This is a genomic window from Paenibacillus sp. FSL R10-2199 (genome assembly GCF_038000235.1).
Lineage (GTDB): Bacteria > Bacillota > Bacilli > Paenibacillales > Paenibacillaceae > Paenibacillus_AQ > Paenibacillus_AQ phytohabitans.
In genome coordinates this window covers 3,750,689-3,770,680 of the sequence record NZ_JBBOBO010000001.1, presented here as the reverse complement: position 1 = coordinate 3,770,680, position 19,992 = coordinate 3,750,689, and the positions used below count along the sequence as shown (strand labels likewise).

General features: G+C 53.1%; 14 protein-coding genes. 3 read left to right on the top strand and 11 right to left on the bottom strand.

The window, feature by feature from the left end; translation table 11 throughout:
* Window positions 1-24: 24 nt before the first annotated feature.
* The 4 genes from NYE33_RS16080 to NYE33_RS16065 all read right to left on the bottom strand — a co-directional run bounded on the left by NYE33_RS16080 (window position 25) and on the right by NYE33_RS16065 (window position 5,029).
* Window positions 25-1,347, bottom strand: a complete 1,323-nt coding sequence (locus NYE33_RS16080) for an ABC transporter substrate-binding protein (protein ID WP_336103884.1) — start codon at window positions 1,345-1,347, stop codon at window positions 25-27.
* 106 nt (window positions 1,348-1,453) lie between these two features.
* Window positions 1,454-2,527, bottom strand: a complete 1,074-nt coding sequence (locus tag NYE33_RS16075; RefSeq protein ID WP_341066634.1) for a response regulator transcription factor — start codon at window positions 2,525-2,527, stop codon at window positions 1,454-1,456.
* Window positions 2,505-4,298, bottom strand: coding sequence for a sensor histidine kinase (locus tag NYE33_RS16070; protein WP_341066632.1), 1,794 nt, complete (start codon window positions 4,296-4,298; stop codon window positions 2,505-2,507). Before NYE33_RS16070 ends, NYE33_RS16075 begins: the two co-directional genes overlap by 23 nt.
* A 215-nt stretch (window positions 4,299-4,513) precedes the next feature.
* On the bottom strand, window positions 4,514-5,029 hold the full coding sequence (locus tag NYE33_RS16065; RefSeq protein WP_341066629.1) for a hypothetical protein: 516 nt from the start codon (window positions 5,027-5,029) through the stop codon (window positions 4,514-4,516).
* A gap of 227 nt (window positions 5,030-5,256) precedes the next feature.
* On the opposite strand from NYE33_RS16065, the gene NYE33_RS16060 reads away from it, so the two are divergent.
* The gene (locus NYE33_RS16060; protein ID WP_341066628.1) at window positions 5,257-6,741 is read left to right on the top strand and encodes an alpha/beta hydrolase family protein; all 1,485 of its coding nucleotides are present in this window, start codon (window positions 5,257-5,259) and stop codon (window positions 6,739-6,741) included.
* A gap of 390 nt (window positions 6,742-7,131) precedes the next feature.
* Here the strand turns inward: NYE33_RS16060 and NYE33_RS16055 are convergent, their stop codons facing one another.
* The 7 genes from NYE33_RS16055 to NYE33_RS16025 all read right to left on the bottom strand — a co-directional run bounded on the left by NYE33_RS16055 (window position 7,132) and on the right by NYE33_RS16025 (window position 15,910).
* Window positions 7,132-9,453: a glycoside hydrolase family 31 protein gene (locus tag NYE33_RS16055; protein ID WP_341066625.1), complete on the bottom strand. Its 2,322-nt coding sequence runs from the start codon at window positions 9,451-9,453 to the stop codon at window positions 7,132-7,134.
* A 36-nt stretch (window positions 9,454-9,489) separates the two neighbouring features.
* Window positions 9,490-10,413 (bottom strand): carbohydrate ABC transporter permease, encoded by a 924-nt coding sequence (locus tag NYE33_RS16050; RefSeq protein ID WP_042138840.1) that lies wholly within the window; start codon window positions 10,411-10,413, stop codon window positions 9,490-9,492.
* Window positions 10,414-10,429: 16 nt separating this feature from the next.
* Window positions 10,430-11,353 (bottom strand): ABC transporter permease, encoded by a 924-nt coding sequence (locus NYE33_RS16045; protein ID WP_042238062.1) that lies wholly within the window; start codon window positions 11,351-11,353, stop codon window positions 10,430-10,432.
* A gap of 316 nt (window positions 11,354-11,669) precedes the next feature.
* Window positions 11,670-12,245: a hypothetical protein gene (locus NYE33_RS16040; RefSeq protein WP_341066621.1), complete on the bottom strand. Its 576-nt coding sequence runs from the start codon at window positions 12,243-12,245 to the stop codon at window positions 11,670-11,672.
* Window positions 12,246-12,327: 82 nt separating this feature from the next.
* Window positions 12,328-13,611 carry an alpha-amylase family glycosyl hydrolase gene (locus tag NYE33_RS16035; protein ID WP_042138843.1) on the bottom strand — a complete coding sequence of 428 codons (1,284 nt, stop codon included), beginning with the start codon at window positions 13,609-13,611 and terminating at the stop codon, window positions 12,328-12,330.
* Window positions 13,612-13,628: 17 nt separating this feature from the next.
* On the bottom strand, window positions 13,629-14,255 hold the full coding sequence (locus tag NYE33_RS16030; RefSeq protein WP_341066618.1) for a LacI family DNA-binding transcriptional regulator: 627 nt from the start codon (window positions 14,253-14,255) through the stop codon (window positions 13,629-13,631).
* Window positions 14,256-14,302: 47 nt separating this feature from the next.
* A complete protein-coding gene (locus NYE33_RS16025) occupies window positions 14,303-15,910 on the bottom strand; it encodes an extracellular solute-binding protein (protein ID WP_042138844.1) in 1,608 nt (535 codons plus the stop codon).
* Between the two features lie 318 nt (window positions 15,911-16,228).
* Here NYE33_RS16025 and NYE33_RS16020 point away from each other — a divergent pair, with 318 nt between their 5' ends.
* Both NYE33_RS16020 and NYE33_RS16015 read left to right on the top strand, forming a co-directional pair.
* Window positions 16,229-17,968 carry a sensor histidine kinase gene (locus tag NYE33_RS16020; RefSeq protein ID WP_341066615.1) on the top strand — a complete coding sequence of 580 codons (1,740 nt, stop codon included), beginning with the start codon at window positions 16,229-16,231 and terminating at the stop codon, window positions 17,966-17,968.
* Window positions 17,965-19,575 carry a response regulator gene (locus NYE33_RS16015; protein WP_341066612.1) on the top strand — a complete coding sequence of 537 codons (1,611 nt, stop codon included), beginning with the start codon at window positions 17,965-17,967 and terminating at the stop codon, window positions 19,573-19,575. Before NYE33_RS16020 ends, NYE33_RS16015 begins: the two co-directional genes overlap by 4 nt.
* The last annotated feature ends 417 nt before the right edge of the window (window positions 19,576-19,992 follow it).

The following is a 19,992-nucleotide window of genomic DNA, read 5'->3' as shown; positions in this document are numbered from 1 at the left end:
CTCCTATGCTGTTTCTGGGTTTCCTTAGTTACCTGCTTTTACCGCATTGGCCCAGGTCTTGTCGAGCGTTTTAATGAATTCCTCCTGAGTTACACCCTTGGTGTAATAGCTCTGAAGCAGCTTGGCCGTCTCATCGGTTACGCCGTTCGGGAGCGACAGATCCAGATAAGCCTTGCCTTCGGAGACATAAGAGCTGGCCTCGGTCACCCACGGATAGGTATTGTAGGTGTGCTGCTTCGCCACCGGATTAAATTTCAGCTCCTCGAACAGCGCCGAAGAATCCTGGTCATCCAGCACATAATTCACCAGATCCAGCGCCACATCCTTGTTCTTGCTGTTAGGGGATACCGCCAGAGATGTCGAGGTCGCCAGATTAATCTGTGTAGCCGCGGGATCGTTACTGACTGGCAGCGGAGCCACACCAAATTCCATATCAGGATTGGCTTTGAGGATGGATTCCGCCTGCCACGGTCCCTGCACCCACATTGCTGCTTTGCCGTTCGCAAAATCCGTGGACCCTGCCGCACTGCCCACCTCAAACGGTTTATCCGTGCCGTTAGCCATAATCAGATCAATAATGTTGAAGACATCCTTCACATCGGCATAGGAGGCTTCACCTTTGTTCATCTTCTCCACCCAGTCCGGATGCTCGGAGGATACGATGCCTCCAAGAGACAGCGCCATCATCAGCTGCGGAATCCACGATTCCTGGAAGCTCAGCTCGAACGGCTTAATCCCGGCTGCGTTAAGCTTGTCAATCGCTGCCTGCATGTCATCCAGTGTCTGCGGCGGCTGAATGCCGAGCTCGCTGAAGATTTGCTTGTTGTACAGATAACCCCAGGACAGGCTCTCCAGCGGCAAAGCTACAACTTTATCATCATAGGTAACGGTCTGCCGGACACTGTCATACAGCTTCGGTACGAAGTCCTGATCCGACAGATCGCTCAGATAGCCGGCCTTGTAATACCGGGGCACATCCGCAATCGCATGGAGAGTGAATACATCCGGCGCATCATTTGAGGCCATCCGGGTCTCCAGAATCTGCTTGGCCTGATCCGGGTTCGGCATCTCCAGCTTGACGGTGACATCAATATTTTTCTCCGCCAGCTCCTTAGCCTTGAATTGCTCGAAATACTTATCGAATTGATCCTTAAAACGCGGGAAGCTCATGAATACCTTCAGCTCCACTTTTTGGGCCGGGCCTTCTGTCGCTGCTGCCGCCGCACTTTCCTGCGGCTTGCTGCTTGCGCTCTCACTTGGCGTATTTCCATTTGAACCGGAGCTGCACCCCGATACAATCCCCAGAACAAGCATCAGTGTCATTGCTGTATTAAGCGCTTTCTTCATTTCTGTTACCCCCTTCTGTTATGTCTGCCTCTTTAGTCTAGGGGATATAAGGGGCAGCGTCTTTTGAGGATATTAACATCGGGAGTTGCATTATATTGATACGCTTTCATTTCTCGCTGCGCAGCTCTCCGGGGGTAATGCCGTAGTGCTTCTTGAAGACACGGTAAAAGTATGCCAGATCCTCGTACCCGCAGAGTCCGGCAGCCTCCTTGATCGGCATGTCACGCCCTGCGATCAGCTCTCTGGCCCGCTCCATTCTCAGCCGGGTAATCCGGTCGAGTACCGTATCTCCCGTTGCCGCCTTGAAAGCGCGGCTGAGATGCTCCTTCGTCACCAGGAAATGTGCGGCGATGCCCTCCAGAGACACCTGCTCCAGGTAATGATTCCGGATATAGCCCTCTACCTCCGCCAGATCAAGCTTAACGCGGTTCTTGCGCTGCTCCAGAAGCGTGTTGATCAGCTCTGTGAAGTGATCCCCGATCCCCGCCACCATGGCCTGAACCGACGGCCATGGCTTATCAGGTCTATCGGGCGTATCCGGCGCATCCGCTGCCGTCCCCCCCCCGTTTGTCTTCGCGGCTTCACCTGCTAGCAGGAGCAAATCACGGGCAGTCCGCTCGATCATTGCTTCCAGCTGATGCTGCGGCACCGAGCGTTCCAGCTCCCGTCCCAGCTTCTCCAGCTCTTCTCTTGCCGCCGGCTTGTTCAGCGCCAGCAGCTGATCGTAGATCCGCTGGCGGTAGGCGAGATAACGCTCCATCAGCGCCTGATCCATGAGCATCAGCGGTGAACCGGTTAAGCGCTGCCGTTCCCGCTCCTTCGCGCATTCTGAGAGAACGTTATTCAGCTCTGCCCGGTCCACCGGCTTCAGCAGATATTCAACCGCCTTCGAGCGGATCGCCTGCTTCAGGTAGACGAAGTCATCATATCCGCTCATCACAATAATCTGCACCTCCGGGTACTGATGCTTCAGCCTCTCCAGCAGCTCGACCCCGTCCAGTCCGGGCATCCGCATATCGGTAATTACGAGCCCCGGATGAAGCTTCTCCACCAGCTCGAGTCCTTCGATTCCGTCCTCTGCTTCGCCGATCACCTGCATTCCGTGTTCTTCCCAGGCGCCGAGCGACTTCACGACCTGTCTGGACCAGGGCTCATCGTCAATAATCAGAACCTTCAGCATTCCGCTCTCCCCCCTCTGCGGCCGCAGGCCACTGGATCACAACCAGTGTTCCCGCCCCGGCCTTGCTGTATATACGCATTCCATATTTCTCTCCAAATTGCAGCACCAGCCGCGAATGGACATTGTGCAGGCCGATGCCCTTTCTCCGCCGGGGAAGCTCTCCCGCCCCGGGATCGGCCAGCATCGTGACATTCCCCCGGAGTGCCGCACGGATCTCCTCCAGCCGCTCCGGCGTCATGCCGACGCCTTCGTCCTTAACCATGAATACGGTGCGGCTGCCGACGGTCCGGATCCGGATCAGCAGCCTCCAGTGCCCGCGCTGCGGCTGCAGCCCATGCTCAAAAGCGTTCTCCACCAGCGGCTGCAGCGTGAAGCGCGGCAGCAGACTGGCGCGGGAGAACTCATCCGCCTCAATCACCACGCTGCAGCGCCCCAGGAAGCGGTTCTCCTGAATGAACACATAGTTGCGCACATGCTTAAGCTCTTCCTCCAGCTTCACCAGCCCGCCTTCATTGCTGATCGAATAACGCAGCAGGTCGCCAATTACCCGGGTGATGTTATAAATATCATCGGCATTCCTAGATAAGGCCATTCCCCCAATCAGCTGGAGCGTATTGTTCAGGAAATGCGGGTTGATCTGGGCCTGCAGAGCGAGGAGCTGGGCATTCTTGACCTCGATCTCCTGGCGGTATTCCACCTCAATCAGCTCCCTGATCCGCTCCATCATCGAGTTGTAGCCGCGCTCCAGCAGCCCGATCTCATCACGGCTCTGCACCGAGTGCTGTTCGAAGTTGCTGACATGCGCCTTGCGCATCGACACCGCCAGACTGACAATCGGGCGGGTAATGCGCAACGAGAACAGGATGGACAGCAGAATGGAGGCAATCATGAACAAGCCTCCGGTCAGGAAACCGGCAGCAATCGTAGGCCGTGCGCTCTTAGCGATAGTGGATAAGGGAATGGCTTTCACAACGGTAAGCTGGCCGTCGGCCACTTTTTTCATGAAGAAGAAATAGCCGTCCTCCTGCCGGAATTCCAGTTCATGCTCAGAGACGGCAAGGCTCTGCAGCCGCCTGCCGATATCACCGGAGCTCTCGGAAATGCTCGAGCCGGAGAGCAGCTCGCCCTCATCATTCAGCAGGAAGACCGAGCTCTCGTCTTCGGACTGGAGAATATGGCTGACCTCCTCCCATACCTCCCGGTTGATCCGCACGCCGATGCCTCCGAGCAGCCGGTGATCCTCGAACCGGTTAATGCCGTGGTAGGCATAGATGCCGCTGACGTTCTGCTTGAAATACATGTTGACCGGCCCGTAGGGCAGCCGGCTCCAGGGCCCCTCACCGATATCCAGCGGGGAAACGCTTCCACTATTCACGAAGTCAACGGAAATGGCTTTCAATTGGTCATGCATGTACAGTGTAAGCTCGTCTACCTTCCGGGAGTTCGTATAGAACTGCGAGGTTATGGCTTCGCGGATATTATTCAGTGAACGGTACTGGACACTAATGTCCGGGCTGTCCATACCCGTTAGCCCCGCCATAAGCTGCGGGTTAATCTGCAGGGTGTAGAACAGGGTATCCAGCTGTTCAATCAGCTCATCCAGATACTGGTCCGCCCACTGCATCCGGGAGTTATTCGCATTGATCATTTCCTTCTCCACGGATTGCCGCGTATTGTACGTGGCAATGGTGGTAACAGTGAGCACCGGCAATGTGGTCAGGCAAATCATGATGACCAGGAGCCGGACCCGGAGACTTGTCCGCTTCATCATAGGCTGATTCCTTTCTGCGAAGCTGGATTGCTTTTACCGTCAAAATATAGCATGCCGGATCAGGCCAGACAATACGGTGCTGAGAATATCGCAGGTTGGCTGTTCTATCTGTTCTTAGGTCCATGCACGCCAAACAGGATGCGCCACAGCCTTGATTCATTCCATTCACGGCTGTATGGGACATCCTGCTGCTGTTACTTTGTGCGTGCTCCTGCTTATTTCTGCAGCTCCAGATCCTTTTGCTTCAGCAGTTCAGCGTATTCCGCTTTGTACTGTTCCAGCTTCAGCTTCAAGTCAGCGCTGTCCGGACTCGCTTTCAGCAGGCTGCTGGTGGCCAGAATATTATTGACAGCAGTATCAATTTTAGCGTCGATGACTTCAATTTTGCTCTTGGTCACGGTTAAGGATGGATCAGGCGTAATCACCGGCACCGGGCGGAGAATAGCATTCTTATCACTTGAGGAAGAAGCGCCTCCGTCTGACTTCTCATCCAGGCTGATCGTTTTGCCCTCTACAGAAACCTTGAACCCGGCTAATTCACCGATTGCGCGTACGGGCGCATAGCTTTTGCCGTCAATTACGATGGCCGGATCGGCCAGCTTCTTGCCATACACCTTCACGGTATACTCCGCCTGAATTGCCTTTCCTACCAATGTTGCCGAAGCGCCAAGCGCCTGCGCACCCACCATCAGTATCGCCCCGGCAATGAATCCGGCAGCAATCTTTTTCATAAGAAATTCACTCCCCGTCAAAGACTATGACTACTATTCTATCATTTTACAGCGGCCTGTGCCGCCCTTTGGCGCTGATTTCGTGGGATGTGCCTCGCCGAAGGAACCTTTTAACCCAAATTTAAACCCGGCAGATACCTGAGTTTAACCTTCAGTCTGTACACTTTAGAGAGGCTGAAGGTACGCAGCATGCGGTCTCACTGTGAATATAAATATAGGAGGTACATATGAGAGTATTGGAGATTATTTTGACCGTGTCAGCATTATTATTAATGTTCAGCTTCGTGTCAGGCAAGTTGTTTCTCAAGGTAAAATTGGTATTATCTGCTATTAGCATTACATTGTGCGCGGCACAGCTTTGGATCGAAGGGTACCGCTGGCAAATGGCGGGTGTGTATGTAATTGTGCTGCTTGGCATGATCCTCCGCATGGCAGGCATAATCAGAGGCCGCTCGCAGAAGCTGTTATCCACTGGCCAAAAAACCGGGGAATCTGCATTCCGCTCGCTGAAACGCTGCTGTGTAGTTGCAGGTACTACAGCAGGTATACTTATGGTGATCGGCTCGGCAGTACTGTCTTCCACGATTCCGGTTGTGAAGTTCCCCGCTCCGGCAGGACCATATGCCGTTGGTATCCAGACTCTACATCTCACCGACAGCAGCCGGCCGGAACCTCAGACACCTGACCCCGGGGATTCGCGGGAGCTGATGGTTTATGTATGGTATCCGGCAGCGGCAATGAATGATCGCCAGACCGCACCTTTGCTGCCTGGTGATAGACCAAGCAACCGGAAGCTGACGTCCGCTTTTGCCGGATCATTGGGCATCCCACCATTCTCCCTGGATTATTGGCAGTACATTCATATGAATGCTTATCCTAATGTGGACTGGCTGCGCTCAGAAGGACCTTATCCGCTGATCCTGATCAATCATGGTAACAGCACCTCCAGCCTGCTGCATACCACACTTGCAGAGAACCTGGCATCGAACGGTTATATTGTAGCGGCCGTAGATCATACCTACAGTACAGCGGCTACTTTATTTCCAGACGGCACATTTACCGGGTTCAGCGAGTCTTTAAGCAGTGATCATTTCATAGCAACAGGAACGCAGCTGGGCAACGTATGGAACGACGATAACCGCTTTGTCCTCAGCCAATTGAAGCAGCAATTCGCAGATTACATAGATACTGATCACATTGGGATAGCTGGACACTCCTTCGGTGGAGCGGCTGCGTACGAGGCGATGTTCTCCATTCCTGAGCTTAAAGCGGGAATTGATCTGGATGGAAGTTTGTATACCCTCACAGGTCCGTCCCTGGGTAAACCGTTTTTGTTCATAGAATCGGAGGATTACTATAACCGGAAGAAGCAGATTGCAGATCCGGATATCGATGCCGAGGAAAAAATAATGAATAATGCCAGGCTAAGCGGGGGCGGCAAGCTCTATATCAAAGGCACAGCGCACTTCAACTTTACAGATCTGCAGCTCTATTCAAGCCTGCTGAAGTACACCGGAATGACGGGCAGCATTGACGGCGGGCGAAGCAACGAAATTGTGAATCAGCTTGTGCTGGATTTCTTCAACAGGCATTTGAAGGAAATCCATGAGGATGGAGAGGATGGCGGGACCGCTGCCGGGACGGATGCCGGGACCGCTGCTGGGACGAATGCCGGGACGAATGCCGGGTATGTGGAGGTGGTTAGGCCTTAATCTCCCCTATCAGAATCTAATTCTCCATCCTGAATGCTCCACCTGCCCGGCTTCAAAAAGTCCCCCTGAGAATTCCCCGTTTATGCAGACGGGGAATTCTCAGGGGGACAACACTGAACGCTCTATGCTTAATGTTCGTGTTCATACTCATGCTCATACTCATACTTATGTTCATGCTGAATACTTATGCTCAATGCTCACGCTCATGTTCATTCCTCATGTTCCATGCTTCACCTTTCGCGCTTCACATTATACTCCGCGCTTCGCATCCGGAGACGCAGCCCGCTTACAGCCGGGCCGTCACAATCTCACATATCGCCCCATACAGCGCCGGCTCCAGCTCCAGAGAAGTCAGCGCGGCAAGCGTAGCCGCAGGACCTGAGCTCTCCTTCACCAGCTGATAGATTTGTTCCTTATGGTCGAACCGGATCTGTGCAGGGTTAGCAGCGCAAATACCTCTTCCTCCACCCGGTTCACCGCAACCCGCGCCGTAGTGAGCGTTACCGTCAGCTCCTCAGTCACCTCCAGCTCCGGCACAGTCACGGTCAAAGTATGCGAAGCCTCATTATACTTGGTTTCGCCCGCAACCGCTGCTCCTCCAGCCTGGACTGTCACCTCCGTCTCTGCACAGCCCATGAAGACCAGCTTCCAGCTCCGCCGCTCCGGCACCACCGCAGTATTACCTTGCGCAGGCTGAATGGTGAAGACCGCCGACTGTCCGGCTTGTTCCCATGCCAGGGCCATCCCGGTAACACACCAGTTCCCGTCCAGGTCTTCCGCAGTGTCACCTGCGTCCTCCCAGAGCTGGAACTGGCCGTCCGCTCCGGCGAACACCCTTACCTCCAGCTGCTGCGGATTGTCTACCGCTGATGTATGCCCGCTCAGATCGGCCATCGGCACGATGGCCCCCGCCTTCGCCAGCACCGGAATCTGCTCCAGCGTGCGGTACAAGGATAGCCTTCTGCCGCCGTCATAGACTCTTCCGCTGAAGAAGTCGGTCCACAGCCCTTCCGGCAGCCAGGCCTTGAACACCGCCACGCCTGTCTTGGAATGTACAGGCTGGGTAATCGGGCAAGCGATCAGCTCGGTGCCGAAATAATACTGATTCGGCACCCCGTAAGCTTCCCGCTGCTCTGCGTGATGGTAATACATCGGCTGGACCAGCGGAGACCCTTCCCGGCTGGCATAACGGTTCATCGTATACAGATAAGGCAGCAGGCGGTGCCGCAGACGCAGGGAATCCTTCATAGCCTCCCCGGCAATTCGATTGAACCGCCATGGCTCTTTGCTGTTGAACGGACTGGCTGAGCTGTGCAGCCGCAGCAGCGGGGAGAATACGCCGAACTGCACCCAGCGCAGTGCCAGCTCATCATCCAGATACCCGCCCATATGGCCGCCGATATCATGACTCCACCAGCCATACCCGCTATTCGACGCTGTTGCCGTAAAATACGGCTGGAAGTCCAGCGACTCCCAGGTGATGATCGTGTCGCCGGAGAACCCTACCGGATAACGGTGGCTGCCAAGACCTGCATAACGCGAGAAGGTAAGCCGCCTCTTCCCCCGCCGCCCGCTGTCCAGATAATGATAGTGGTTCAGCATCCACAGCGGATCAAGACCCGGAACCTTAGTCATCCCGCCCTGCTGCCAGTCGATCCACCAGAAGTCTACACCCTCTTCCTCCAGGGGATGATGCAGGAACTTGAAGTAGGCCTGCAGGAACTGCGGATCGGTAATATCAAACTCCACTGCCTCCCCTTGCTCCGGGTCCATGCCCAGCTCCGCCGCAATTGCCAGATACGGCTCCTCGAAGGCCCGTACCCCGTCAGCGGGATGGACATTCAGCGTTACGCGCAAGCCCCTGCCATGCAGCCAGGTCAGAAACCGCTGCGGGTCCGGGAACAGCTCCCGGTTCCAGGTGTAGCCGGTCCAGCCGCTGCCGTACTTCGGATCAATATCGACCAGATGCCAGTCCATGTCCATTACAGCCACCGAGAACGGAAGCTGCTCCTGTCCGAAGCGTTGGATCAGCGACATGTATTCTTCCTCTGAATACCGGTAATACCGGCTCCACCAGTTGCCCAGCGCATAGCGGGGCAGCAGCGGAGTGCTGCCGCACAGCCGGTAGAAATCCTTCAGGCACTTCAGGTATTCATGGCCATAGCCGAACAAATACAGATCAAGCCCGTCCTGCTCCCGCTGCTGCACCGTGCCGTCTGCCTCCATGAGCAGAGAACGGCTGTCATCAACCACCGTATACCCGGCAATTGACAGCAGTCCCGGCTCCAGCGGAATGGCACCGTCGGCATTATCCAGCGTGCGCGCGGTACCGCCGAGATCCTGCACCTCATCCCCATAGTGCCAGACGCTCAGCAAATGCCCGGATTCATTCCTCACCTTCACACTCAGCCCATGCCGGGAGAATGGCGCTTTGTCATAGGTGAGCTGCAGGCGGTCCGTCATGATTTCAAGCCTGTTCCCGAGATCGGTCACCCGGAAGTCAGGAACCGGGAACTTACGGTTCATCACCATTTGGGTCGCCCGGTCTTCGAAGCCCCCCTGCGGACTGTATTCCATCCGGATCAGCGCCGGAGTAAGCACCGTGAACCGGTAGCATTCGCCCTGAATGACTGCTCCTGCACTTGCGGCTGGTTCAGATGCGAACCGTAAGTGCTCCGGAAGCGGCAGCAGCTCTTGAGTTGTTGTATTCATCGATAAACCTCATTTCTGCGTAGATAAGCAATCTGTCTATTCCTTCACGGCACCGATCATGACGCCTTGATTGAAATACTTCTGAACGAACGGATATACACACATGATGGGAACGGTAGCAATGATAATAACGGAATAGCGCATCATATTAGCCAGACGCAGCGCAATCTGTGCCGCTTCACCACTGCCGATGCCCGACTGCATCTGATTCGTGATCAGAATGTTACGGAGAATCAGCTGCAGCGGATACATATTTGGATTCTTCAGATAGATCAGGGCATTGAAATAAGAATTCCAATATCCGACGGCAATCCATAAGCCGAGCACGGCAATAATCGCTTTGGACAGCGGCAGCACCACCTGCAGGAAATAACGCAGATTCCCGCAGCCGTCAATTTGCGCCGCTTCCCACAGATCTCCGGGAAGGCTCGTCTGGAAGAAGGTCCGGGCTACGATAATGTTGTAGACGCCAACCGAGAACGGCAGCACCATAACCAGGAAGGTATCATACATGTGGAAGTCCCGGATCGTCAGGAAGGTCGGGATCAGCCCTCCGTTGAAGAACATGGTGAAGATGAAGAACAGCGAGAGGATTTTGCGTCCCGCCAGATCTTTTCTGGACAGCGCGTAGGCTGCCGATATATTCACAACCAGACCGATGGCCGTCCCCACCACCGTGTAGAGGATGGTATTCCGGTAGCCGATCCAGATGTTTTTATGCCGCAGCAGCTCCTGATAACCGTCAAGCGTGAACCCCCTCGGGAACAGCCAGACCTTGCCGCCCGCCACCGCAGACGGATCACTGAATGAAGCAATAACGATGAAATACAGCGGATAGATCAGGATGATCAGAAACAGGATGGCGATAACATACATAATAATTTCCATTACCGAATCCGAGGACCGGTTATTTTTGATTTTGCCAGTTCTCTTGCTGGCTGCAGGCTCTAGTACTCCCATTGTGCTGCTCCCCCTTCTACCACAGGCTGTTTTCACTAAGTTTTTTGGAAAGCTGGTTCACCATGATCAGCAGAATAAAGTTGATGACCGTATTGAACAGGTTGATGGCCGACGAGAAGCTGTATTGGCTGCTGAGCAGACCGATTTTGTAGACATAGGTGGACAGAATCTCACTGGAGGTGATATTCAGATCATTCTGCATCAGATAGACCTTCTCAAATCCTACACCGAGCAGGCCGCCCACCCGCAGAATCAGCAGCGTGATTGCCGTCGGCATCAGCATCGGGATATCGATATAACGGACTTTATTCCAGCGGCTGGCCCCATCCACCGTAGCAGCTTCGTACAGGCTCGGATCGACCGACGAGAGCGCGGCAATGAAAATAATGCTGTCCCAGCCGACATGCTGCCACACATCCGACCAGACATACACACTGCTGAATAGCGAGGTCGAGCCCATCAGATCGGGAGCCTCCCCGCCGAACAGGCTGTACAGATTACCGACCAGCCCGGTGCTTGGCGAGAGCAGAATCATCATCAGGCCCACCATTACGACTGTGGAGATGAAATGCGGCATATACGACACGGTCTGGAAAAAACGTCTGAACCGGTTCGGCCGCATCTGATTGACCATTAGCGCAAGTATAATCGGGATCGGGAAGGTGATCAGGCTGTACACGCTGATAATCAGCGTATTCTTAATCGTGTTCGAGAATTGATAGGAATTGAAGAACTTGTCAAAATACTTGAATCCCGCCCACGGACTGCCGTCAATTCCCAGCGCCGGGCTGTAATTCTTGAAGGCGATGAGCACCCCGTACATCGGTTTGTATGCGAACAATAACGTAAGCACAACTGCGGGAAGCAGCAATAAATACAGTCCCCAATTTCGTTTGATCTGTCCGATGGCTGCTGCCGGACTGGACTGACCGGATTTCATTGTGACCCCTCCTAAAAGTTTGAGTTTGTTAGCATAAGCTTCATGATCGACTTCGGCAAAACCCGCTCCGGTAGCATACGCTTATCTATATTTTCATTCAGTATACCTGCCCCCCGCCGCGCCAGCCGGACCTCCTACCAGCGTAAACCGGACTTTCGTTGTCCGTAGGAGAGAGCTTCGCGCGGTCCGTTACCCGGGAGACACTAAACCGGACGGTATGCAGACCTCCGCTAACGTTATCCGGACTTTCGGGGCATAAACCCATATTTTGGATAATTGTTGGAGTACGAAATCACCCGGAAGGCTAATCCGGCAGCTAAGACGAATTAGGCTTAACCCATCCAGCGTTCCCGGCGGGATTAAAGGGATTTATCCCTTTATTTCCTTCTTCCCGCCTACTTCCAGCGGGATTAAAGGGATTTATCCCTTTATTTCCCTCTTCCCGCCTACTTCTGGCGGGATTAAAGGGATTTATCCCTTTATTTTCTTCTTTCCGCCTACTTCCGGCGGGATTAAAGGGATTTATCCCTTTATTCCCCTCTTTCCGCCTACTTCTGGCGGGATTAAAGGGATTTATCCCTTTATTTCCTTCTTCCCGCCCACTTCTGGCGGATTTAAAGGGATTTATCCCTTTATTTCCCTCCTCCCGCCTACTTCCGGCGGGATTAAAGGGATTTATCCCTTTATTTCCCTCTTCCCGCCTACTTCCAGCGGGATTAAAGGGATTTATCCCTTTGTTTCCCTCTTCCCGCCCACTTCCGGCGGGAGCAAAGGGATTTATCCCTTTATTTCCCTCTTCCCGCCTACTTTCAGCGGGATTAAAGGGATTTATCCCTTTGTTTCCCTCTTCCCGCCCACTTCCGGCGGGAGCAAAGGGACTTTCCCTTGCCAACAAAAATACCGCCCTGCAACAGACATCGGTGCGGGACGGCATTTTACCAAAGCCAGCCTGAAGCTTGCTCCTACTGCTTATTTCATGCTTCAATAATCACCGGCCGGCCGCTGCAGTGCAATCTGCCCTCGGCCACGGTTACCGCGCTGCCGTCAATCAGATTGACATACGCTCCATCCGGAAGCTCCAGCTCCACATCTCCCTGCCTGCCTCTCAGGCTGAACACACCTGCCAGCTTCTGCTCTCCCCAGGTATGCATGCCGCAGACAATTCCGTCTTCTTCATGTGCCGTAAACTGGCAGACACCATGGGCCATAATTGCTTTGTGCTTAATGGGGTACAGCGCCTTGAACAGCCAGGACAGGTCCTTGCCCGTATTCCAGTTAACGGTATTCTTGTCGAACAGATCGGGACAGATTTCATTCTCCGTCTCCTGCCCGCCGTAGATCAGCGGCATTCCCTTTTGGAAATACATGAACGCCGTCCAGTTGATCAGCTCATTCTCCTCCGGGAACAGTGCCTTGGCCCGCGGCCGGTCATGGTTCTCCAGAAACCGCAGCTTCACATAATTGCCCGGATAGATATACTCCTGCGCATTGATCTTCTCTATATAGCTGCCCAGCGTAACGCTGCCGTTCAGATAGCCCGTGAAATACGGGTACACATCATAGTCATAGCAGGCATCAAACGCCTGGAGCACCTCGCTGTCGGACAGACTGACCATGCCCCGGGAACGCAGATGCATCGTGAAGTCTGGTTCGATCGATTCGGCAAGCCATAGGCAGCCGGGGTTAACGTCAGCTACTTCTTCCCTGGCGCGCAGCCAAAAGTCCAGCGGCAGCAGAGGGGCTACGTCACAGCGGAAGCCGTCTACCATTCCCGCCCACATTGTCAGCGATTCGATCTGATAATCCCACAGCTCCTGATTGTTATAGTCCAGATCCACAATGTCGCCCCAGTCGCCTACACGGTTACCGAGCTTGCCTTCCAGAGTTCTGTAGAAGAATTCAGGATGGTGCGCTGCCAGCCAGGAATCGGGCGAGGTATGGTTATAGACCACATCAATGATGCATTTCATCCCGAGCCTGTGAATGGCCTCCGTCAGACTCCGGAAATCCGCCAGAGTGCCAAGCTCCGGATTAATCTCCCGGTAATCCTGATTGGCATAAGGACTGCCGAGCCCGCCCTTGCGGGCAGCAAGGCCAATCGGATGCACCGGCAGCAGCCAGATGATATCCACACCAAGCTCCTTGATGCGCTCCAGGTCCTTCTCTACTGCCTTGAAGGTTCCTTCTTCGCTGTGATTGCGCACATAGATGGAATAGACCACTTGGTTCCGCAGAGTCACTTCCGTTAATTTAGCCATACTTACACTCCTATTGGTTACACGATTCTGCTTACCTTGAGATGCTCCGGAAGCCTGATCTTCCCGGTTAATGTCCGGACAGCAAGAGTGCCCAGCTCATATCCGGCCCTGACCAGCTGCTGTGCAGCCTCAAAATCAGCCATATTCTGCTGCATACCCGCACTTATGATCCCTTCATCACCGCCGCAGCGGCCTGCCAGGACAAAAGGGTAGCCGCTGCCCTGCAAATACCCCATCACAGCCTCTTCCCCGCTGGATGGCAGCAGAATGACTCCGTCTGCGCGGTGCCCCTTCAAGAGACCGGAGACGGCCTTCAGTTCCTCCTGCTCATCCGCACCTGAACAGATGATCGTGTCATATCCTAAGCGGCCCGCCTCCGCTATAATTCCGCGCAGGGTCTCCATGAACATCAGGCCTAAGATGGCCTGCTCTGAAGGCCCCGGCAGCAGAATGCAGAAGCAGCGGGCTGACTTCGACACCAGGCTCTTCGCGATGATATTCGGCGTATACCCCAGCTCCTCCATCACCTGCTTCACCTTGCGGGAGACTTCCTCCCGGACCACCGGCCGGCCGGACAGCACCCGGGAGACCGTGGAGATGGAGACTCCCGCTCTCCGGGCGACCCTTTTCATCGTAACCGTCATATAGAAGCCTCCTTCCTCGATTCAGTGAATCTTTAGAGCAATGGTCTTTATTTCACGCTGTTGTAACGTCCGTATGCATCCGTGCGGATCTTCACCAGCTTATCCAGACCCATATCGTTCAGCTTCTTCACATAAGCATCCCAGTTCCCGTCGATATCCCCTTTGCTGATAAACTGTGCACGCATGGTGTTCACATAAGTATCGATATCCGTGGTCAACGTCGGAAGCTCTTCGAACTCCTCGGAAGTGTACATTACGTTAGGGAACGGTGTCGTTACATATTCACTGCCAAGCTTGTCGAGCTCCAGCTTAAGACCGTCACCCGCTTCCGGGTTAAGCACGATCTTCTGTTCGAAGGACGGGCTGACATATTTCGGTCCGAAGTCCCGCAGGGACTGATCCCAGTACCAGGCATCTGCGCTGGTTCCGCTTGGAGGGTCCATCAGCGTATAGGTGTCGTTATCATTCTTCTGGATAACCGTTCCAATCGCACCCCAGAAGTTCTGAATGCTCGCTTCGTTCGTGTAGAACTGGTCCGCCCAGCGTGCGGCAATCTCCGGTGTTTTGCAGGAAGAAGTGATCAGCAGCTCGTTGCGGTTCAGGCTCATCCCGATCGGATTGCCGATGGTGTAGCGGTTACCATCCGGTCCGGCAACCGGCGGAATCGTTACATACTGGTCACTCCATTTGCCGAATACGGCATCCGGTGTCCACTGGTAGGTGAAGCCGACGATCGGCGCATCCGGATTTTGGAACTTGGCCGAGATCATCGTTGCATCCTGGGTGAACAGCTCTTTGTCGAGCAGACCTTCGGAATACAGCTTATTCTCCCATTTCATGCCTTCCTTGTACTCTTCCGTTATCGGGTAATACACAGCCTTGCCGTCTTTAACCAGCATGTTGTTGGTATTCAGATCGGCGATTCCAAACGGACTGATCATATCATTGCTTACTTCGATATACGGAATTTCATCCGCTTTGCCGTTTCCGTTCGGGTCCTGCTCCTTGAAGGCTTTGAGCACAGTGTAGAGCTCGTCAATCGTCTCCGGAACCTTCAGGCCCAGCTTGTCGAGCCAGGTTTTGTTGATGACCGGCTGGCGTGAGCTCTTCGGACGCGAAGGCAGGCGGGTCGGCATGGAATAGATTTTACCGTCCGGGAAGGTGCTGATCTTCTTCATATCCGGTGTTTCTTCCATCGCGGCCTTGAGATTAGGCATGTACTGATCAATATAATCATCCAGCGGACGGAAATAGCTGAGATTGTTCACAATATCGGAGTCGGTGAAGGTCTGATCGCCCAGCACGACATCCGGCAAGGTGCCGCTGGCCAGCAGAATGGATTTCTGTTCGGCCCAGTCGTTGGAGGACATGACCTGCCAGTCGATTTTGACATTGGTATTCTTCTCGAGATCAATCAGCCATTGGTTCTTGGTGAAGGTATCCCCCATGCTGCCCCAGCGTACCGTCAGTACCTTAAGCGTAACCGGCTCCTTGACGATCGGCAGGCCTTCTTTATTGAAGCTGTCCGTGTCTACAGCCGCCGTGTTATTCTCTTTGTTGCCGCCGCCGCATCCGGCCAGTCCGACAAGCATCACTGCCGCCATTAGTGAGATAGCCCACTTCTTGGCCACCGGTTTCCTGTTCTGTTTAACCATTCATAATCCCCCGTTTCGGTGTATTAGATCCTTTTGACATCCCTAATGATACCTTCTTGCTTCTCCGCATTCCGGACAATAACGCCCTGTTATTCGGACCTATGCATCCGCTTACATTATTTAGGGAAGCCAGCCCCCGGTTTCAGGCAGTTTTCATGACGCTATTCAGACTTTTACTTGCTGTATCCGGACTTTGGGGTGAAAAGCCGGGATTTCCCCATGTTTTTTTGATCCCGGGGTTTTATAATGACTGTGTTACCTACTCGCAAGTAGTACGTCCGGAAACGGACATACAGGAAAGGACTTCACCAGACAACTATGGCCAAAAAACCGGCAAGAAACAAACCCTACCCGATACGCCATTATGTAAAAATCACGATTCTGATCTCATTTATTGTGCTTATTCTGGATCTTGTCATCAGCGTTGCTTCCATTTCCATCGTCAAGCAGCAGTCCACCCGGTATTTGCAGGATACCGCCGATTTGTATATCAACCGGATTAATCATGATTTTGCCTACATTAATCATTATATGGGCTGGACGCTCGCGAACGATGAGAGCCTGAATATGATGAATGCCCACGACAAGACCAGCAAGGAGTTCATTAATTCAAACGAGGATCTGCATAAAAGGTTCACCGAGCTGCAGAAGAATTACGGTCAGGAATATAACTTCTTCTACTATCTAAAAAACCAGTCCTTCTTCCTGAATTGCGCCCCCATCAGCATCGATTATACCGTCTACCGGGAGCTGAAGAAGCAGATTATTTCTTTTATCGATGATAAAGAGGTGTATGAGAAGTTCTATTCCCGCTGGACCCCTATACTCGTGAACGGTAAATATTACATTATCAACATTGTTCCGTACCACAACCGTTATTTCATCGGGATGATCTCGGCCGATAATCTCATTACCCCGCTCCGCCAGATTAATCTGGGCGCGAACGGCTACGCTTCACTTGTTGATGAGAACGGGACAGACCTATCCACACTGGTTACGAACAGCGGCAAGCCTCTGCAGGAAGAGACGGGCATCCGGAACCTGTTCCAGTCCCGTACCATCATTAAGAGCGAATTCTCAGGTACGGCTTTCAGCGCCAAGATGGTGATCAAATTCGGGGCTTTTGAGAAAATAATGATCGCCCAGCTGCTCATCATGCTGCTCTTCTTCATGGTCACCTCTACGCTCTGCGCCGTAATGCTGTTCTTCAACCGCAGGGTGCTCGGGCCGATCCAGAGCTTCTCGGAGAGTCTGACGCACCTTAATGAAGACGGCCAGCCCGCCGGGTTCAAGAGCAGCAAAATCATCGAGCTGGAAGAGGCCAGCGCGCAGTTCAAGGATTTGGTTGAACAGATCCGCAACTACAAAATCGCCATGTACGAGCAGGAACTGGAGAAGCAAAATATCCAGCTGGACTTCATGAAGCAGCAGATCAAGCCGCATTTCTTCCTGAACTGCCTGACCAGCATCTACAGCATGGCGCAGATTCAAATGTACGAGGAGATTGAGCAGATGGCGATGTCCACCTCGAAATATTTCAGATATATTTTTCAAGGCAGCGAGGACTTTGTCCTGCTTGCGGATGAGATTGAGCATGTGCGGATCTACCTCGATATCCAGAAAAGCCGCTACCGCGACGCCTTCATTTATCAGATTGAACAGGAAGCGCAGACCACGGACATGAAGATCCCTCCGCTGGTGCTGCAGACCTTTATCGAGAATTCTGTCAAATACGCGATCTCCAGAGCTAACGAGATGCAGATCCGGCTTACTGTGAAACGCCGCAGAGTAGATGATGAAGAAATGACCGTGATCCAGATTTCCGACACCGGTCCCGGATTCCCCGCAGAGGTGCTGGATAAGCTTGTGCAGGGTAAGCCGCTGGACCAGTCCAAAGGCAATCAGATCGGCATTATGAATACGCTTAAACGGCTGGAATACCTATATTTAAGCAGAGCAACCGTCAGCTTTTCCAATCCCGCAGAAGGCGGCGCATGCATCACCCTTTGCCTCCCGGATCTGCCGGAACTCTCAACAGGAACGGAGCAACTCTTATGAATATTTTACTGGTTGATGATGACTACTATGTAATTGCCGCGCTGCAAAAGAGAATTGACTGGGCGCTGCTTCAGATCGAAACCGTGTTCACTGCGAGCAATGTGTCACAGGCCCAGGACATCCTGGAGAACCATTCTGTACAGATTCTCATCTCCGATATCGAGATGCCGCAGGGGAGCGGGCTGGAGCTGCTGGCCTGGATCAGAGAGCGGCAATACAGGATCCAGACGATCCTGCTGACCAACTATGCCGATTTCAACTATGCCCAGAAGGCGATTGAGCTGCAGAGCTTCGAGTACTTCCTGAAGCCGATCGAATTCGACAAGCTGATGCTGATTATCCAGAAAGCGATTGCCCGTGCCAGAGAGCAGCAGCATAACGAGAAGGCCATTCAGGAAGGTCATTTCTGGCAAAAGAATCAGGCAAAAATTCTCGAGCACTTCTGGCGCAAGCTGGTCAATGACAGCACGGCCTTCCCCATCCGGACCTCTGCCATCTTCCATGCCATGGAGGAGCAGAATCTGAGCTATCAGATGAATGAGATCATTCAGCCTGTGCTCTTCAATCTGTTCCCCCATAACGGCAGCATGGGCAAGGAAGAGAAATACCTGTTTGATTTCGCGCTGCTGAATGTGCTGTATGAGCTGTTGGGGAGCCCGTTTTTCTCGATCGAGAGCATTCTTGAATATAAGGAATCGAACTGGATCGCCATTCTGAAATGGAACAGGGCACCTGAGCTTCACCTGCTGGAAGGGCTATGTAGTTCTTTTATTCAAAAAGCCAATCCGTATTTAAAATGCGACGCCTGCTGTACGATCGGCTTATCAGGTGAACTTGGCGAGGTCGGCAATGTCTTCAAAGCTGCGCTGACAATGGACGAGGAGATCACCCGCAGCCGCAATCATACCTTCCTGGTGGAGACGTATCATCAGCACAGCAAAGCTGCTTATCTTCCGCCGGATCTGACGCAGCTGGAGGAACTGCTCAGCCAGAACAACCTTTCCGCTTTTCTGGCCGAGGTGACCGGATACCTGCGGGGGATGCTCCGGGGCCGGGCGCTGGATACCTCTATCCTCAGCCTGTTCCGGCTTGATATCGTACAGCTCGTCTACTCCTTCCTCAAAATGAAGGGCATTCAGGTCCACAAATTATACACCGGCAAAACCCATGACCAGCTGCTGCTGCACTCGCTGGCATCCATTGAGGATATGGAGGAATACCTGAACTATCTGGTCAGCACGGCGATGAAATACCGGGACTTCACCTCGCAGCCCCAGTCGATAGCCGAAGAGATCAAGCAATACATCCATACCCATTACGGCGATGATCTGACCCGGGGCGATCTGGCGGAGATCGTCTACCTGAATCCGGATTATCTGGCCCGGCTGTTCAAGAAGGAGACCGGCATCTCCTTAGGCAGCTATGTCATTCAGGTCCGTATCGCCGCCGCCAAGCATCTGCTCGAAACGACCCACCATTCCGTCTATACCATTGCGAACAAGGTAGGCTACACTAACTACTCCTACTTCTCGAAGCTGTTCAAGCAGGAGGTCGGCCTGCCGCCGAATGAATATAAGAAGGATCAGCATTCTCAACCGGTGCAGTAGCTATATGATAATGTTCATCTAGTTAAAGCTAAATGATCTCAATCAAAAATCATCCCCTGCATCTTCAAAATGATGTAGGGGATTTTATTTATATTGATTTTGATCGAGCTGTTGCTTAGAAGAGTTTCTTTGAGGATTGACAACCTTGCTGTTCCTCTCTATTATAATAAAATATAATCTAGTGATAATGATTATCATATTCATTTAGGTGTAAGGACAATTTCACAGATGAGGACCGGCTGCTCTTACCTTCAACCTTTCCCCCTGTCTCTGCGGACCATTTAACTCCGTTGTAAATAGCGGAACACGCCAGTTAGAGGAAAACATCCCTTTAAGTTCACTACAAGTAGGCGGGGCAAAGCCGTTGCGCGGGCTTCTACTTTCTTGATAAAGGGCCAGTTACATAACAAACTATCA

Coding starts and splice junctions, on each gene's coding strand:
- NYE33_RS16080 (WP_336103884.1), bottom strand. CDS start 1,347: ATGAAGAAAGCGCTTAATACAGCAATGACACTGATGCTTGTTCTGGGG.
- NYE33_RS16075 (WP_341066634.1), bottom strand. CDS start 2,527: ATGCTGAAGGTTCTGATTATTGACGATGAGCCCTGGTCCAGACAGGTC.
- NYE33_RS16070 (WP_341066632.1), bottom strand. CDS start 4,298: ATGATGAAGCGGACAAGTCTCCGGGTCCGGCTCCTGGTCATCATGATT.
- NYE33_RS16065 (WP_341066629.1), bottom strand. CDS start 5,029: ATGAAAAAGATTGCTGCCGGATTCATTGCCGGGGCGATACTGATGGTG.
- NYE33_RS16060 (WP_341066628.1), top strand. CDS start 5,257: ATGAGAGTATTGGAGATTATTTTGACCGTGTCAGCATTATTATTAATG.
- NYE33_RS16055 (WP_341066625.1), bottom strand. CDS start 9,453: ATGAATACAACAACTCAAGAGCTGCTGCCGCTTCCGGAGCACTTACGG.
- NYE33_RS16050 (WP_042138840.1), bottom strand. CDS start 10,413: ATGGGAGTACTAGAGCCTGCAGCCAGCAAGAGAACTGGCAAAATCAAA.
- NYE33_RS16045 (WP_042238062.1), bottom strand. CDS start 11,353: ATGAAATCCGGTCAGTCCAGTCCGGCAGCAGCCATCGGACAGATCAAA.
- NYE33_RS16035 (WP_042138843.1), bottom strand. CDS start 13,611: ATGGCTAAATTAACGGAAGTGACTCTGCGGAACCAAGTGGTCTATTCC.
- NYE33_RS16030 (WP_341066618.1), bottom strand. CDS start 14,255: ATGACGGTTACGATGAAAAGGGTCGCCCGGAGAGCGGGAGTCTCCATC.
- NYE33_RS16025 (WP_042138844.1), bottom strand. CDS start 15,910: ATGGTTAAACAGAACAGGAAACCGGTGGCCAAGAAGTGGGCTATCTCA.
- NYE33_RS16020 (WP_341066615.1), top strand. CDS start 16,229: ATGGCCAAAAAACCGGCAAGAAACAAACCCTACCCGATACGCCATTAT.
- NYE33_RS16015 (WP_341066612.1), top strand. CDS start 17,965: ATGAATATTTTACTGGTTGATGATGACTACTATGTAATTGCCGCGCTG.